The sequence below is a fragment of the Thioalkalivibrio sp. ALMg11 genome, assembly GCF_000377905.1.
GTDB lineage: Bacteria > Pseudomonadota > Gammaproteobacteria > Ectothiorhodospirales > Ectothiorhodospiraceae > Thioalkalivibrio.
This window is the reverse complement of sequence record NZ_KB898885.1, coordinates 1-13,708: the sequence shown is the minus strand read 5'-3', so window position 1 is coordinate 13,708 and position 13,708 is coordinate 1. Positions and strand designations below refer to the sequence as shown.

At 63.3% G+C, this 13,708-nt stretch carries 14 protein-coding genes and 2 pseudogenes; 7 read left to right on the top strand and 9 right to left on the bottom strand.

Going from position 1 to position 13,708, the window contains the following annotated elements:
* The 5 genes and pseudogenes from D578_RS0114625 to D578_RS15790 form a co-directional block, all read right to left on the bottom strand.
* Positions 1-470 (bottom strand): hypothetical protein (locus D578_RS0114625; protein WP_018950668.1); only part of this gene is annotated, 470 nt, incomplete at its 3' end.
* Positions 471-955: 485 nt separating this feature from the next.
* The gene (locus D578_RS15795; RefSeq protein ID WP_081617392.1) at positions 956-1,225 is read right to left on the bottom strand and encodes a Txe/YoeB family addiction module toxin; all 270 of its coding nucleotides are present in this window, start codon (positions 1,223-1,225) and stop codon (positions 956-958) included.
* The gene (locus tag D578_RS0114615; protein WP_018950666.1) at positions 1,200-1,478 is read right to left on the bottom strand and encodes a type II toxin-antitoxin system Phd/YefM family antitoxin; all 279 of its coding nucleotides are present in this window, start codon (positions 1,476-1,478) and stop codon (positions 1,200-1,202) included. Before D578_RS0114615 ends, D578_RS15795 begins: the two co-directional genes overlap by 26 nt.
* Positions 1,479-1,755: 277 nt before the next feature.
* Positions 1,756-2,043, bottom strand: a complete 288-nt coding sequence (locus D578_RS0114610) for a HigA family addiction module antitoxin (RefSeq protein ID WP_026289379.1) — start codon at positions 2,041-2,043, stop codon at positions 1,756-1,758.
* A gap of 10 nt (positions 2,044-2,053) precedes the next feature.
* Positions 2,054-2,331: pseudogene (locus D578_RS15790) on the bottom strand (type II toxin-antitoxin system RelE/ParE family toxin).
* Positions 2,332-3,018: 687 nt separating this feature from the next.
* Here D578_RS15790 and D578_RS0114605 point away from each other — a divergent pair.
* From D578_RS0114605 to D578_RS0114595, 3 genes are all read left to right on the top strand, one after another.
* Positions 3,019-4,386, top strand: coding sequence for a DUF2254 domain-containing protein (locus tag D578_RS0114605; protein ID WP_018950664.1), 1,368 nt, complete (start codon positions 3,019-3,021; stop codon positions 4,384-4,386).
* Positions 4,387-4,542: 156 nt separating this feature from the next.
* Positions 4,543-4,875, top strand: a complete 333-nt coding sequence (locus D578_RS0114600; protein ID WP_018950663.1) for a DUF3634 family protein — start codon at positions 4,543-4,545, stop codon at positions 4,873-4,875.
* 236 nt (positions 4,876-5,111) lie between these two features.
* Entirely contained in the window at positions 5,112-6,314 is a 1,203-nt protein-coding gene (locus D578_RS0114595) for an NnrS family protein (protein WP_018950662.1), read from the top strand.
* Between the two features lie 318 nt (positions 6,315-6,632).
* Here the strand turns inward: D578_RS0114595 and katG are convergent, their stop codons facing one another.
* Both katG and D578_RS0114585 read right to left on the bottom strand, forming a co-directional pair.
* The gene (gene katG / locus D578_RS0114590; protein WP_026289377.1) at positions 6,633-8,825 is read right to left on the bottom strand and encodes a catalase/peroxidase HPI; all 2,193 of its coding nucleotides are present in this window, start codon (positions 8,823-8,825) and stop codon (positions 6,633-6,635) included.
* Between the two features lie 233 nt (positions 8,826-9,058).
* A pseudogene (locus tag D578_RS0114585) lies at positions 9,059-9,490 on the bottom strand (glutathione peroxidase); the annotation flags it as partial.
* Between the two features lie 185 nt (positions 9,491-9,675).
* On the opposite strand from D578_RS0114585, the gene D578_RS0114580 reads away from it, so the two are divergent.
* From D578_RS0114580 to D578_RS0114565, 4 genes are all read left to right on the top strand, one after another.
* Positions 9,676-9,918 carry a type II toxin-antitoxin system Phd/YefM family antitoxin gene (locus D578_RS0114580; RefSeq protein WP_018950659.1) on the top strand — a complete coding sequence of 81 codons (243 nt, stop codon included), beginning with the start codon at positions 9,676-9,678 and terminating at the stop codon, positions 9,916-9,918.
* The gene (locus D578_RS0114575) at positions 9,915-10,178 is read left to right on the top strand and encodes a Txe/YoeB family addiction module toxin (RefSeq protein ID WP_018950658.1); all 264 of its coding nucleotides are present in this window, start codon (positions 9,915-9,917) and stop codon (positions 10,176-10,178) included. The genes D578_RS0114580 and D578_RS0114575 overlap by 4 nt, the downstream gene beginning before the upstream one ends.
* A gap of 270 nt (positions 10,179-10,448) precedes the next feature.
* Positions 10,449-11,642, top strand: a complete 1,194-nt coding sequence (locus D578_RS0114570) for a diguanylate cyclase domain-containing protein (protein ID WP_018950657.1) — start codon at positions 10,449-10,451, stop codon at positions 11,640-11,642.
* A gap of 397 nt (positions 11,643-12,039) precedes the next feature.
* Positions 12,040-12,216: a hypothetical protein gene (locus tag D578_RS0114565; protein WP_231364134.1), complete on the top strand. Its 177-nt coding sequence runs from the start codon at positions 12,040-12,042 to the stop codon at positions 12,214-12,216.
* Positions 12,217-12,280: 64 nt separating this feature from the next.
* Here D578_RS0114565 and D578_RS0114560 read toward each other — a convergent pair whose 3' ends face one another.
* Positions 12,281-12,667 (bottom strand): cupin domain-containing protein, encoded by a 387-nt coding sequence (locus tag D578_RS0114560; protein ID WP_018950655.1) that lies wholly within the window; start codon positions 12,665-12,667, stop codon positions 12,281-12,283.
* A gap of 813 nt (positions 12,668-13,480) precedes the next feature.
* On the bottom strand, positions 13,481-13,708 hold a 228-nt coding region (locus tag D578_RS0114555), incomplete at its 5' end, for a PEP-CTERM sorting domain-containing protein (RefSeq protein ID WP_026289376.1).

Here is a 13,708-nt window from a genome sequence, read left to right as displayed (position 1 = left end):
ATGTGCGAGATGTCGCGATCCTCGCCCGCGCCCGACAAATCGAACGGGGGGTCGGTCAACGGGGTGGCGTAGGCCCCGCTCAGGGCGCCGTTCAGCATGTCGTAGGCCACGATGTTGGTGTCGGCGCCATCCTTGAACGCGAACATCAGGTTCTCGAAATTGCTCCAGAAGTCGAGAACCACCAGCTCCCAGGTCCCGCTCTGGGCATCGCCGTTGAAGCTCACGATGGTTGCCGGATCATCGGGGTCGTTGATCAGGTTGCCGTTGGTGTCCTCGTACTTGCCGTCGAACAGCCAGTCCGAGTAGCCGAAGAACTCGGCATTGTTGACGACCGTGAGGCTGGTATTCACATTGCCGTCGAGCGGCTCCAGGACCTGGCAGCCCTGGTTGGGCGTGACCTTGTCGCCCAGGTTGCCGTCGAGATCGGAGCAGTTGATGACGCTGGCGGAGGCCGATCCGGCGGCAATCATGCCTCCCGCGAGCAGAAGGGCGAGGGTTCCGCCCTGTACAGTCTTTGTAGTCATGGTCGTTACCTCGTGGGTCTGCGCAGGCAGGTTGAGGTTTGGGTCTGCGCTCACCCACGGATTTGCAACATCCATGCCCGCTAAATGCCGCTCTATATTGACGTTGGAAAACCGTAGGTTACGCGCACCCGACGGGGGGCGGTCGCAAACGCGATCATCGGGTGTAAAGGGTTCTGACGTGTGCACGGGTGAAGGACCTCGACTAGGTCACATCGACGGGGTTGGGCCACGGTAACCAGGCGTGTTAACGGGACTTTCTGAACCCAAAGGGCTGTTTCACGTGACGGGGTCGGACCACGGTAACCGATTGGAATAAAGATACTTTAGGGTTCTGGAACGCTGGAGTAGGGCCTTATATGGCCATTTTTGGGCTCGATATGGCCTTTCGTGCCAGCGAGCGTGCGACCCCCACAATCCGAGACGTCAGAGGTTCAGAGCCTGTCGTAGTGGCCGCCGATGGCGAAGATGTAGATCGCGTGATCGTCGAAGCGGTAGATCAGGCGGTCCCTGGCGGAGAGACGCCGGGACCAGAAGCCCGAGAGCGAATGCCGAAGAGGCTCCGGCTTGCCGGTCCCCGTGGCCGGGTCACCACGCAGCATTTCCTTGAGGATTCGGCATAGCGCCCGATGCAGCTTTGGATCGCGCTCACGGAGCGTTTCGTACGCCGCCCAGGTATTACCCTCGAATACCAGTGACTTCATCCATCTCCCCTTCCGTGGGACGGTAGCCTTCTCCCTTCCGATGGGTAGCGGCCGAATCGGCAATTTGCTGCATCAGGCTGGAGTTCTGCAGGACGTAGAGCGTTTCCTGCTCCCTCTCCCAGTCATCCGCACTCATCACCACAAAGGCCTCACCCGCTCGGCGCGTGACCTTGAGCGGCGTGTGCGTAGTGACGGCCTCTTCCACGAAGGCCTTCAGGTTCTCGCGAAACCGGTTCACGCTGACTGTTTCCATGCCGGACCTCAAACGTACGGAAGTACCGTACGACTATAGACATCCTTCAGGTTCGGTTCAATCAACGAGAAAAGGAGAAAAAGAACACCCATCTCCTTCCCGGCGCCACGCCGTCATCCCGGCCGGAGCGAAGCGGAGAGCCGGGATCTCTGACGTCCGCTCCTGCCACGGCGCCCGAGATCCCGGATAACCGCTGCGCGACTTCCGGGATGACAGTGCCTGGCGTCGCGGTCGTGCCGCGCTGGTTGCACCCGGTCAACTAGGGAGATGCCAGTATCTATGCCGCCACCAGCCTCTTTACCTTGAGATCCTTCCTGTGCTGCTCCGCATGCCAGAGCTCATATTGAGACTGCTGGTTCAGCCAGCTTTCCGCCGAGGTGTCGAACGCGATGGAAAGGCGGATGGCCATTTCGGGGCTGATCCCCGCTTTGCCGTTGAGCACGGCGCTCAGGGTTTTTCGGCTTACGCCCAGGGCTTCTGCGGCATCGGTCACGGACAGCCCAAGGGGCTCGAGACAAAGCTCGCGCAATACTTCACCCGGATGGGGAGGGTTGTGCATCAACATCGGCGCCACCTCAGTGGTAATCCTCGTAATCAACAATTTCGGCATCTCCATCCTTGAATCGGAACGTCACTCTCCAGTTGCCACTGACGACCACGGACCAGATTCCGGCACGCGCGCCCGAGAGTTCGTGCAGCCGCAGGCCGGGCAGGTCCATATCCGCGGGCCCTGACGCGGCATGGAGTCGGCCCAGAATGAGTCGAAGCCTTTTGGCGTGCACCGCCTGAATCCCCGCAGTGCTGCCAGAGTAGAAAACTTCGCCAATCCTTTGTGCTTGAAGCTTCGAATCATTCAGAAAGCGCACCCTGTCACGTAACAGGTTACAAGCGTCGACGGGGGCTGACGGGAAGTACAGGGTCGGACCACGGTAACTAGCTGTCTTAACTAGACTGTCTGAAGATCGATGGCTGTTTCAGGGCCTTAAATGGCGTATTCCGCGCCACAAATGGGCTCTTACTCTGAAATCGGGTCCAGCTCGGCAGCGCGAAGGGACCGGTAGGGTCTCAGGCCGCTTCGACGGATTGGCGCGGCCTCTGCGAGGCCTCCCAATGACGCCATCTCAACCTTTTCCCCCGCCCCTTCCGGTCCTGACGACACGCGGCGTACTCTGCTGTAGAAACGGAGTAGTACAAAAAAGGAGACAGACATGGGGCTTTACGATCGCGACTATGTCCATGAGAAAAAAACGGCCCATAACAAGAAAGCGACGGGTGATCGAACCGGGGGAACATCCAAACCAGGTGCTGACGACCGCCGGACTCGCCCGGCTCAGACGTCGCACTCGACAACCGGGGCCCCACCCAGTCCAGACTGGAAGACGATCGTCCTATGGGCATCCCTCGCCGCGAACGTGATGCTTCTAACGGCCTTGGTCATCCTCCACGGAAGATAGGATCTCCCGGGGTCGGGAGAATGGAGGAAGACGGGGTCGGACCACGGTAACCCGGCGGACAACATGTGAGTGAATGAGGCGTCATAGTGAAAACACTGACTTTCAGGTATTGGGACCGCATTCGATCCAGCTTATGGTTCATCCCCACCGTGATGGCCCTGGGCGCGGTGTTTTTGGCCTTCATTAGCGTCGCCCTGGATAGGCCGGTGACGAACTGGTTGTTGCGTTCGTGGGGCTGGACATTCACCGCTGGAGCCGAGGGGGCCAGCGCCGTGCTGGGGATCATCGCCGGATCGATGATCACCATCGCTGGAGTTGTGTTTTCGATGACGCTGGTCGCCCTGTCGCTGGCCACGTCGCAGTTGGGGCCGCGCTTGCTCCGCAATTTCCTGCGCGATACGACGACTCAGGTCGTGCTGGGCACGTTCGTCGCCACCTTCCTGTATTGCTTGCTCGTCCTCCTTACCATCCGGCGCGCGGAGGAGGTTGCTTTCGTTCCTCATGTATCAATCACGCTCGGCGTGCTCTTTGCGGTCGCGAGCGTGGGGGTGCTGATCTATTTCATTCACCACGTGTCTGTTTCGATGCAGGCCAACGAAATCGTGGCGCGCGTGAGCGAAGAGTTGATCGCCGGGGTGGACCGCCTGTTTCCGGAACACATCGGGCGGGGGACGTCTCGGACGTCGGCAACACCACCCGAGTCGGCATTTCTGGACGCATTTGACCGGGAGGCTCGTCCCATTCCAGCGAGCGCGGACGGATACATTCAGTTCATCGACACGGACGCCTTGATCGAGTTGGCGATGCAAAAGGATGTGGTCATTCGACTGGAGCGGGTACCCGGCGACTATGTGGTCTCCGGTGGCCCCCTGATACTGGTCTGGCCGGGAGAGAGGGCGACCGACGTGCCTGCGGATCAGGTCAACAACACCTTCGCCCTGGGTAACCAGCGGACTTCGGGCCAGGACATCGAGTTCGCGGTTACCCAACTCGTGGAGGTCGCTCTGCGTGCCCTCTCCTCGGGAGTGAATGACCCGTTCACGGCAATTACGTGCGTAGACCACCTGGCGTCCGCGTTGAGTCGTTTGGCTACGCGAGACATGCCATCGCCCTATCGTTTTGACAGTACGGATCAGCTGAGGGTGATTGCTCCAGGGTCTACTTTTGTGGACGTCACAGATGCGGCCTTCAACCAGATCCGACAAATGTCCCGCTCGAACACCGCGGTTACTGTCCGCCTGCTGGAAACGATCGCCGAGGTCGCGAGATTCGTACAGCGGCCAGAGGATCGCGCTGCGCTGTTACGGCACGCTGAAATGATTGCCCGTGGGGCTAGTGAGGGACAGCCCGAAGTTGAGGACCGCCAGAAGGTAGAGGAACGCTTTCAATTTGCGAAACAATTGTTGAGCGTGTCGCCAAGGACAGGGTCGGACCACGATAACGGACTGAGTTAACGCGGCTTTGCGAATGTGAAGGGCTATTTCCAGGGCCTAAACGGGGCTTTTGGGCCCGTAAATGGGCTATTGCGTTGACGAGTCGCCGACGAGCGGAGGCGAAGAACCGCGGATGGGGTGCGCTACACTGGGGCCACCCTTGTCCCGCCATCCATCATGCTGCTCACGTTCCTGATCCTGTTCGCCCTGCTGGGGCTTGGCGTCGCGCTGATGCTCTGGCATGCCCGGCTGGTGTTTTCGGTGGAGCTGCGCGATGGCGCTGCCCGCGTGCGGCGCGGCAAGCCGCCGTCCGGGTTCGTGCGGGGCTGCGAGGACGTCGCACGACGTTACGGGCTGAAGCAGGGCCGGATCCAGGCCGTGCGCACCGACCGGGGTGTCGAGTTGCGCTTCTCCCGCCACCTCCCACCGAAGACGCATCAGGCCTTTCGCAACGTCTGGACACCCCCGCCCGGCGGAGGGGGAGGCGGCGGCATGCGCGCGACGGGATAGCGAGGCGCGGGGCTCGGGGCTCGGGGTCAGTGTCTGGCTTTTGGTCCCGTGGCAATCGAGCGGCATCCAGGGCACTCCGACCGATTGCCACGGCCTCTTCGAGGCCTCGCAATGACGAAGGGGCCAAGTTCGCAAAAAGCTTCACACCGCATGCATTATATGAGCGGGTGCGAACCTGAATTCTGGGTGGTTCGCGTAGAGATGGCGGGTACTAGCCCCGCGGGGCCAAGGGGGCGATGTTGAAGCTGAATATCGAAGAGCCGGGACCGTATCGGTTTGCCCTGAGCCATCTGGGCTTTCGCCCGTTCTTCTTGCTGGCAGGGCTGTACGCCGTGCTGGTCGTGGGTCTGTGGACCTGGCTCTACCAATTCGACATGGCGGCGCTGCCCACGGCCGCCTTTGGCGGGCCCTTCGCCTGGCACGGCCATACCCTGATCTTCGGCTACGCCATGGCGGTCGTCGCCGGGTTCCTGCTCACGGCCGTGCGCAACTGGACCGGGGTACAGACGACCCACGGGCCCGCGCTGCTGGTGCTGGCCGGGCTCTGGCTCGGCGGCCGGGTGGCGGCGTTGTTCGGGGACCCCGGGCTGGTGGCCATGGCGCTGTTCGATCTCGGCTTTACCCTGTGGCTGCTGGCCGCCCTGGCCCGCCCGGTATGGAAGACGCGCCAATGGGCCCAGCTCGCCGTGATCGGCAAGATCGCGCTGCTGGGGGCGAGCAACGGCCTGTTCTACCTGGGCGCCTTCGATCTGCTCGATGGCGGCCAGCGCCTGGGGCTCTACTCCGGGGTCTATCTGGTGCTGTCGCTGATCCTGATGATGGGGCGCCGGGTCATCCCGTTCTTTATCGAGCGCGGGCTGGATGGTGCCTTTACGCCGGTGAACCGGGACTGGCTGGACCGCCTCGCCCTGGTGCTGTTGCTCGCCTTCTGTCTGGTGGAGGTGTTCCTGCCATGGGCACCGGTCGCGGCGGGGCTGGCGGCTGGGCTGGCCGTGGCGCATGGCATGCGCTGGGCGGGCTGGCATACGCCGGCGCTGTGGCACAAGCCACTGCTGTGGGTGCTGATGATGGCCTATGGCTGGATCGTGATCGGCTTTGCCCTGCGGGCCGTGGCCGAATTCACGCCCCTTAACCCGATGGCCGCGCTGCACGCCTTCACCTACGGGGGTATCGGCATGATGACCCTGGGGATGATGACGCGCGTCGCCCTGGGCCATACCGGACGCAACGTGTTTGACCCGCCGCGGGTCCTCGGGCTGCTCTTCGGCCTGCTGGCCGCCGGGGCGCTCGCACGGGTGGCCGGCCCCCTGTTCTGGCCGGCCTTGACCGCCAGCTGGATGAGCGCCTCGCAACTCCTGTGGATCGCGGCCTTCGCCGGGTTTCTCTGGGTTTATGCCCCGATGCTGGTCAAACCGCGCATCGACGGGCGTTACGGCTAGCTACCGAACTGCCGAGGCCGGACCACGGCAACCGATTGGCTTAACGAGCTTGTCCGGGTTCGAAGGGCTCGTTGAAGGTCCTGGACGGCCCGACCTGAGCGTCGAAACAGGCGTTGGGTGAAGGACGGACGACGTTTACCCCCCGGAGGCCGAGTGGGTGCGGGCTCGCAGGGGCCAGACAGGACTGGAGGAGCAGGCGCGGGCGGTTGCCCTCCGGCGGTCGCGGGAGCCGAACCCTCGGCACAAAAAAACGCCCGGGATGGTCGTCCCGGGCGTCCTGGTCTGCATGCCGGGCAAACCGCCCGGTTCAGGCCCCGCTTACTGCTGGTACTGCTCCAGATCGAAGCGGTCGGCGTTCATCACCTTGGTCCAGGCCCTGACGAAGTCGTTCACGAACTTCTCCTCGTTGTCGTCCTGGGCGTACACCTCGGCATAGCTGCGCAGGATGGAGTTGGAGCCGAACACCAGGTCGATGCGGCTGGCAGTCCACTTCACCTGGTCGTTCTTGCGGTCGCGGACCTCATAGATGCCGTTGTCCGCAGACTTCCAGGCGTTGGCCATGTCGGTCAGGTTGACGAAGAAGTCGTTGGTCAACTGGCCTTCACGGCCGGTGAACACGCCATGCTTGCTGCCGCCATGATTGGTGCCGAGTACGCGCATCCCGCCGATCAGCACGGTCATCTCCGGCGCGGTCAGGCCCATCAGCTGGGCGCGATCGAGCAGCATCTCCTCCGGCTTGACCACGTAGTCCTTCTTCAGCCAGTTGCGGAAGCCATCCGCCAGCGGCTCCAGCGGCGCGAAGGAGTCGGCGTCGACCATCTCGGCGCTGGCATCGCCACGCCCCGGAATGAACGGCACCAGGACATCGTATCCGGCCGCCCGGGCGGCCTGTTCGATGCCCACGCTGCCACCCAGCACGATCAGGTCGGCCACGCTGGCGCCGGTCTCGGCGGAGAGCTGCTCGTAGACCTTGAGCACCCGGTCCAGGCGCTGCGGCTCGTTGCCCTCCCAGTCCTTCTGCGGGGCCAGGCGGATATGGGCGCCGTTGGCGCCGCCGCGCATGTCGGAGCCGCGGAAGGTGCGGGCGCTGTCCCAGGCCGTGCTGACCATCTCGGCGGTGGTTAGGCCGCTCTCGGCGATCTTCTTCTTGGTCGCCTCGACGCAGTAGTCGGTGTTGCCGGCCGGCACCGGGTCCTGCCAGATCAGGTCTTCCTGCGGCGCTTCCGGACCGATGTAACGGGTCTTCGGGCCTAGGTCACGGTGGGTCAGCTTGAACCAGGCGCGGGCGAAGCAGTCCTGGAAGTACGCGGGATCCGCCATGAACTTCTCGCAGATGGCCCGGTACTTCGGATCCATCTTCATTGCCATGTCGGCGTCGGTCATGATCGGGTTGTGGCGGATGGAGGGATCGCTGGCATCCACCGGCTTGTCCTCCTCCTTCATCTCGATCGGCTCCCACTGCCAGGCGCCGGCGGGGCTCTTCTTCAGCTCCCACTCATGGCCGAACAGCAGGTCGAAGTACCCCATGTCGAACTTCGTCGGATGGGTGGTCCAGGCACCCTCGATGCCCGAGGAGACGGCGTTGGCGGCCTTGCCCTGCATGTTGGGATTCTTCCAGCCGAAGCCCTGTTCCTCGACATCGGCCCCTTCGGGCTCCGGACCCAGCGCACCGGCATCGCCATTGCCGTGGCACTTGCCCACGGTGTGTCCGCCGGCGGTCAGGGCCGCGGTCTCTTCATCGTTCATGGCCATGCGGGCGAAGGTCTCGCGGACCTGCTCGCCGGTCTTGAGGGGGTCGGGCTTGCCGTTGACCCCTTCCGGGTTTACGTAGATCAGGCCCATCTGGACGGCTGCCAGGGGGTTCTCCATGGTATCGGGCTTGTCGACGTCGCCGTAGCGCTCGTCGGAGGGTGCCAGCCATTCCTTCTCCGCACCCCAGTAGGTGTCCTTCTCGGGATGCCAGATGTCCTCGCGACCGAAGGAGAAGCCGAAGGTCTTCAGGCCCATGTTCTCGTAGGCCACGGTCCCGGCCAGGATGATCAGATCCGCCCAGCTGATCTTGTTGCCGTATTTCTTCTTGATCGGCCACAACAGGCGGCGCGCCTTGTCCAGGCTGACATTGTCCGGCCAGCTGTTGATCGGCGCGAAACGCTGGTTGCCGGTGCCGCCACCGCCCCGGCCATCGGCGATACGGTAGGTACCCGCCGCGTGCCAGGACAGGCGGATCATCAGCCCGCCGTAATGGCCCCAGTCGGCCGGCCACCACGCCTGGCTCTCGGTCAGCAGCGCGTGCATATCCTTCTTCAGGGCGTCGAAATCGAGCTTCTTGACCTCTTCGCGGTAGTCGAAGTCCTCGCCCATCGGGTTGGTCTTGCGGTCATGCTGATGGAGGATGTCCAGGTTCAGCGCTTCCGGCCACCAGTCCATGACCGAGTGGCCAGCGGCGGTCTCGCCGCCATGCATGACCGGGCATTTTCCCATGTTCTGATGCTCACCCATATCGTTCTCCATGTTCGCTGCGTTCAGCTGGTTCGTGTTTCGGAAGCCGTCATCCATGTGTAATCGATGGCTTTCCTCAGGGACCGCAAGCCGTTCCGACCCAGGGCCACCTTCGGCCAGGGTGGGCTTCACTGTCCACCTGCCCTTGAAGCTAGGCCCCACGAACCATTAGTTCCAGTTGATATTCACCATGATCGAGATAGTCTCCCGCTATCTTTCCGCGAGAGGCTCTATAGCGCGATGGGCTACAAGATGCTCTCGATCGCGCGGCGCAGCTCGGGGGACCCGGGGCCAGCCTGGCTGGGGAAGTGCGCGACCACCCGCCCCTCTCGGTCCACCACGTACTTGTAGAAGTTCCAGCGCGGGGCGGCGGCCTGGCGCGCCAGTTCGCGAAAGATCGGGTGGGCGTCCGCGCCGCGCACACTGATCGGCCTGAACATGTCGAAGGTGACGCCAAAGTTCTCGAAGCACACCCGGGCGGTCTCGGCCTCGTCGTCGGCCTCCTGGTTGAAGTCATGGGAAGGGAAGCCCACCACCTTCAGCCCCTGGTCCCGGTAGTCCTGGTGCAACTGTTCCAGCCCACCGAACTGGTCGGTGTAACCACAATGGCTGGCGGTATTGATGATCAGCAGCGGATGGCCCTGGAAGCGTTCCTGCAGGCTGACAATCTCGAGGGAGAAAGAGGACACCCACCTGGTCGGTCAGATTCGAAACTGCAGATGCGACCGGAAAGTTTCCGAGCTGATCCAACCGATTGCCACGGCCTCTGCGAGGCCTCGCAATGACGGAAAGGCCGTACGCTTTACGGCACGTACGTTATGGCGTACTTTTACTCCATACCCATCCACGTGCGAGGTGCGTCATGACGGGGATTACCGCAACAGAGGCCCGCAGTAACCTCTACCGCCTTATCGACGAAACGGCGGAATCCCATGAGCCGATTGTCATCACCGGCAAGCGGAACAACGCGGTCCTGCTATCCGAATCGGACTGGTCGGCCATTCAGGAGACTTTGCACCTGCTGTCGATCCCGGGTATGCGGGAGTCGATCCGCGAGGGGATGGATACCCCGGTCGATGAATGCCCCGAGGAGCTCGATTGGTGACATGGAAGCTGGTCTACACCCGGCAGGCCCAGAAGGATGCGAAAAAGTTGGCTGCGAGCGGCTTGAAGCCGAAGGCGCAGGACCTGCTGACCCTGATCGCACAAGACCCGTATCGGAAGCCTCCACCTTTCGAAAACCTGGTTGGTGATCTCTCAGGTGCGTACTCGCGGCGCATCAATATCCAGCACCGCCTGGTGTACCAGGTGCTCGAAGACGAAAAAGTGGTCAAGGTCATTCGCCTCTGGAGCCACTACGAGTAAGCCGCCAAGCCGGAGAAAGAGAACATCCACCTCGCCGATCACATTCGGCACCGCAGAGGCTATCGACATGATCTCGGGCCAATCCGGCCGATTGCCGCGGCCTCTTCGAGGCCTCGCAATGACGGCGGGGAATGACGGGGCAGACCTTGCTTTTGCCCTCAGCCTCACATTCGAGTCAGAAACCACGGTTTGATCCGATAATGTCGGGAATCCGGGTGCTTGACCCATGGGAGGGTGCTTCCCATGCTCGCCCCTTGGAAGGAGGAGTCGATGCAGTTCTCGCAAAAGGTGCAGCGGATCAGCGGGCGGTTGTTGAACGCCATCACGGTCGCTTTCGTGGTCCTGCTGGCGGGCATGATCGTGATTGTGGGCAACAGCCTGTGGCAAAACCAGCGCCTGCTGGACGAGCTGCGTCACATCACCGAGGAGCGAGGACAGCGCATCCAGCTGGCGTCCGATCTGCTGGAGGCCGCCTACAATCGCCACCAGACCATGGTGAATCAGGTCATCACCGGCGACCCCTTCGAGCGTGATGACCTAATGATGGAGTACCACCGCTGGGGGCACCGGGTCGGCGAGGTGCGCGCGGCCCTCGATGAGCGGGTGACCGAGGATACGGCACGGGCAAAGCTCGAGGAACAGGATGCCCTGATCCCGGAGATCGTGAGGCTGCAGGACCAGGTGGTGGACCTGGCGGCCCGCGAGGAGCTCGAGCCGGCAATGGCGATCCTGAGCGAGCGTCTGTTTGATCTGGACCGCGAGTTCGACAGTTCCATCGAGGCGTTGCGAGCACATGAACGCGCACGGATGGAAGCGGCAGCCGAGCGCGCCGGCGAAGTCGGGGCGCACACACAGCGCTTCATGCTGGTGTTCGGTGGCGGCGGCGTGGTGTTCGCGTTGGCTCTGATTCTGCTCACCCGGCGGACCCTGGTGACCATGCACCATGATTTGCGCGAGCAGGCGTCACAGCTCGACGAGGCCGGACGCCAGCTGCAACACGAGGCGACCCACGATCCGCTGACCGGCCTACCCAACCGGCGCGCCTTCTATAAGCGCCTGCAGGACGCAATCGCCTGGTCCCAGCGTACCGGCGAAGCGTTCTCCGTGGGCTTCATCGATCTCGACCAGTTCAAGCCGGTGAACGATCGGTTCGGACACGCGGCGGGTGACGAGCTGCTGGGAGTCGTCGCACGCCGGCTGGAGGAGGCACTTAGCGAACCGGCGTGTGTGGCCCGGGTCGGGGGTGACGAGTTTGCGGTGCTGCTGTTTGGCGAGCACTCAACCGAAGCCGAGGGGAAGCGGCTGCAGGCGGCGGTGTCCCGGCCGGTCCGGCTTGCTGCGGGCGAGGTCACGCTGGCGATGACTCTGGGCTGGGCCTCCGGCCCGGGAGACGGCGATCCGGACGCACTGCTGGGACAAGCCGACCGCGCAATGTATGTTCGCAAGGCGGTGCGCGGGACGTAGCCGGAGAAGGCCAGGGAAAATCCGCGCACCACAAGGAGGAGGCCCACCTTTCCGATCCGGTCCGGCATCGCGGATGCTACCGACAAGGTCTCGCGAAACGACGGGGGCAGATCTTGCCTTTTGCCCCGTCCCAAAAGGCAAAAAGCAAAAGGCAAGATCTGGCCCGGCAGGCACGGGCTGATTTCCGGAGAAAGAGGACACCCACCTGGCCGATCAGATTCGGCACCGCAGATGCGACCGGAAAGTTTCCTAGCTGATCCAACCGATTGCCGCGGCCTCTGCGAGGCCTCGCAATGACGGGGATCAAGGCTGAGCGGTTGCCCTGAGGCACTAGCGTTGACCGAGGCACGGGGTCGGACCACGGTAAACAATCGGTGTGGGCGCGCTGCTCGGCCTCATGGCGGGCGCAGCGCTGGCGATCCGGCTGGACCAGGGACATGTCATCGAGCTGGCCGGCCGTACGCTGGAGCATGGAGGCTGGGCCGTGGTGGCCCGCCCGAAAGATCCCGAGCAGACGCATCAGGTCGTGGCATCGCTGCGATCCGGGAGTGAGCGGATCGTGCGCAGCCTGTAACCGGCTCGGCTGCTGGCCCCGGGGCGGGGGACGTCCTGCCCCGGGGCTTTGCGGGCGTTGGCGGTTAGCTGTCGAGTTGCTTTTTCAGGTGGTTCAGGGTCTCGCAGTGCTCGTGCTGCGGGCTGAAGAGGATGATTTCCGCGTCCTCTTCGACCCGGAGGGTGTGCCCTGGCGGCCAGTAGAACAAATCCCCGGCGCTGACGGTTTCCTCGCTGCCATCCCGGTACGTCATGATGAGCCGACCCTGGATCATGTAGCCCCAGTGGGGTGATTGGCAAAGATCCTCCTTCAGGCCCCGGAGCAACGGGGTGATGTCAGTCCCCGTCTCGAGCGAGAAATATTCCCCGGTCATCTGCGTGTAGCCGGACGCATCCCCGAACGCCAGGACCTGGCGGGCCACAGCGCCCGGCGCACTGAATACCTCGGGTACCTCGGACCGCGCGATGTGCATGATCAACCTCCTTCCCGTCCCACCACGGGAGTGCCGTTCAGACCGAATGGTCTGTTTTGAATCTTAGACCGTGGTACCGAAGGTGCAAGACGGGGGCGTCGGAGTGTGCACCGGAGCACGCGCGCATAGACATCGGCCGCAGCCGGGGCTGTGGCAGGAGTTTGCGCGGGTGTGACACCCCAGGAGGGAAAGGCGACATTGACCCGCATGACGGGGTCGGACGACGGTAACTAGGCGTATTCCGGCCCACAAATGGGCTCTTACTCTGAGATCGGATCCCGCCCCGGCACCGCGAAGGGGACCGGTAGAGTCTCGGGCCGCTCCGACGGATTGCCGCGGCCTCTGCGAGGCCTCGCAATGACGGCGCTTCGGGCATCAGATCAAAAAGAGGACACCTACGTTTACACGCCCCACCCCGGTCATCCCGGCCGTAGCGAAGTGTAGAGCCGGGATCTCCCAGCTCGGGAAACACTCGGACACCGATTCCACCCCCAACCGCGGGGATCCCGGATAACCGCTGCGCGGTTTCCGGGATGACCAGACAGTGTCATCCATGATGGGGCGGACGACGGTAATGGAATCCTGGCATTTGCAGCGCACGCTGCGCTGCACCGGTTTGATTGCCTTTGCGATAGCAAGGGGGCTTTGCAGCCTGCATCAGGCTCAACCACCAGCGGCGGGCGGATCTGGCGGCACAACCTTGTGCCGCGGGGAAACCGGCACCCCTCCCGCCGGAGGCGAATGTGTGCCGGGCGCAGGGGAAAGGCCCCGGAATCGCTTCCGGGGCCCCTTGGGACAGGATGCTGCGGTGGCTTACGCCGTCGAGGCCGGGGCAGGATCCTTGCGCCGGCGCAGGGCCCAGCCGAGCATCACGAGGCCGATACCGACCAAGAGCAGCGAGCCGGGGGTCGGTACTTTGGTAGGCCCGTTACGGTAGAACACCGAGATGTGCGAGATGTCGCGATCCTCGCCCGCGCCCGACAAATCGAACGGGGGGTCGGTCAACGGGGTGGCGTAGGCCCCGCTCAGGGCGCCGTTCAG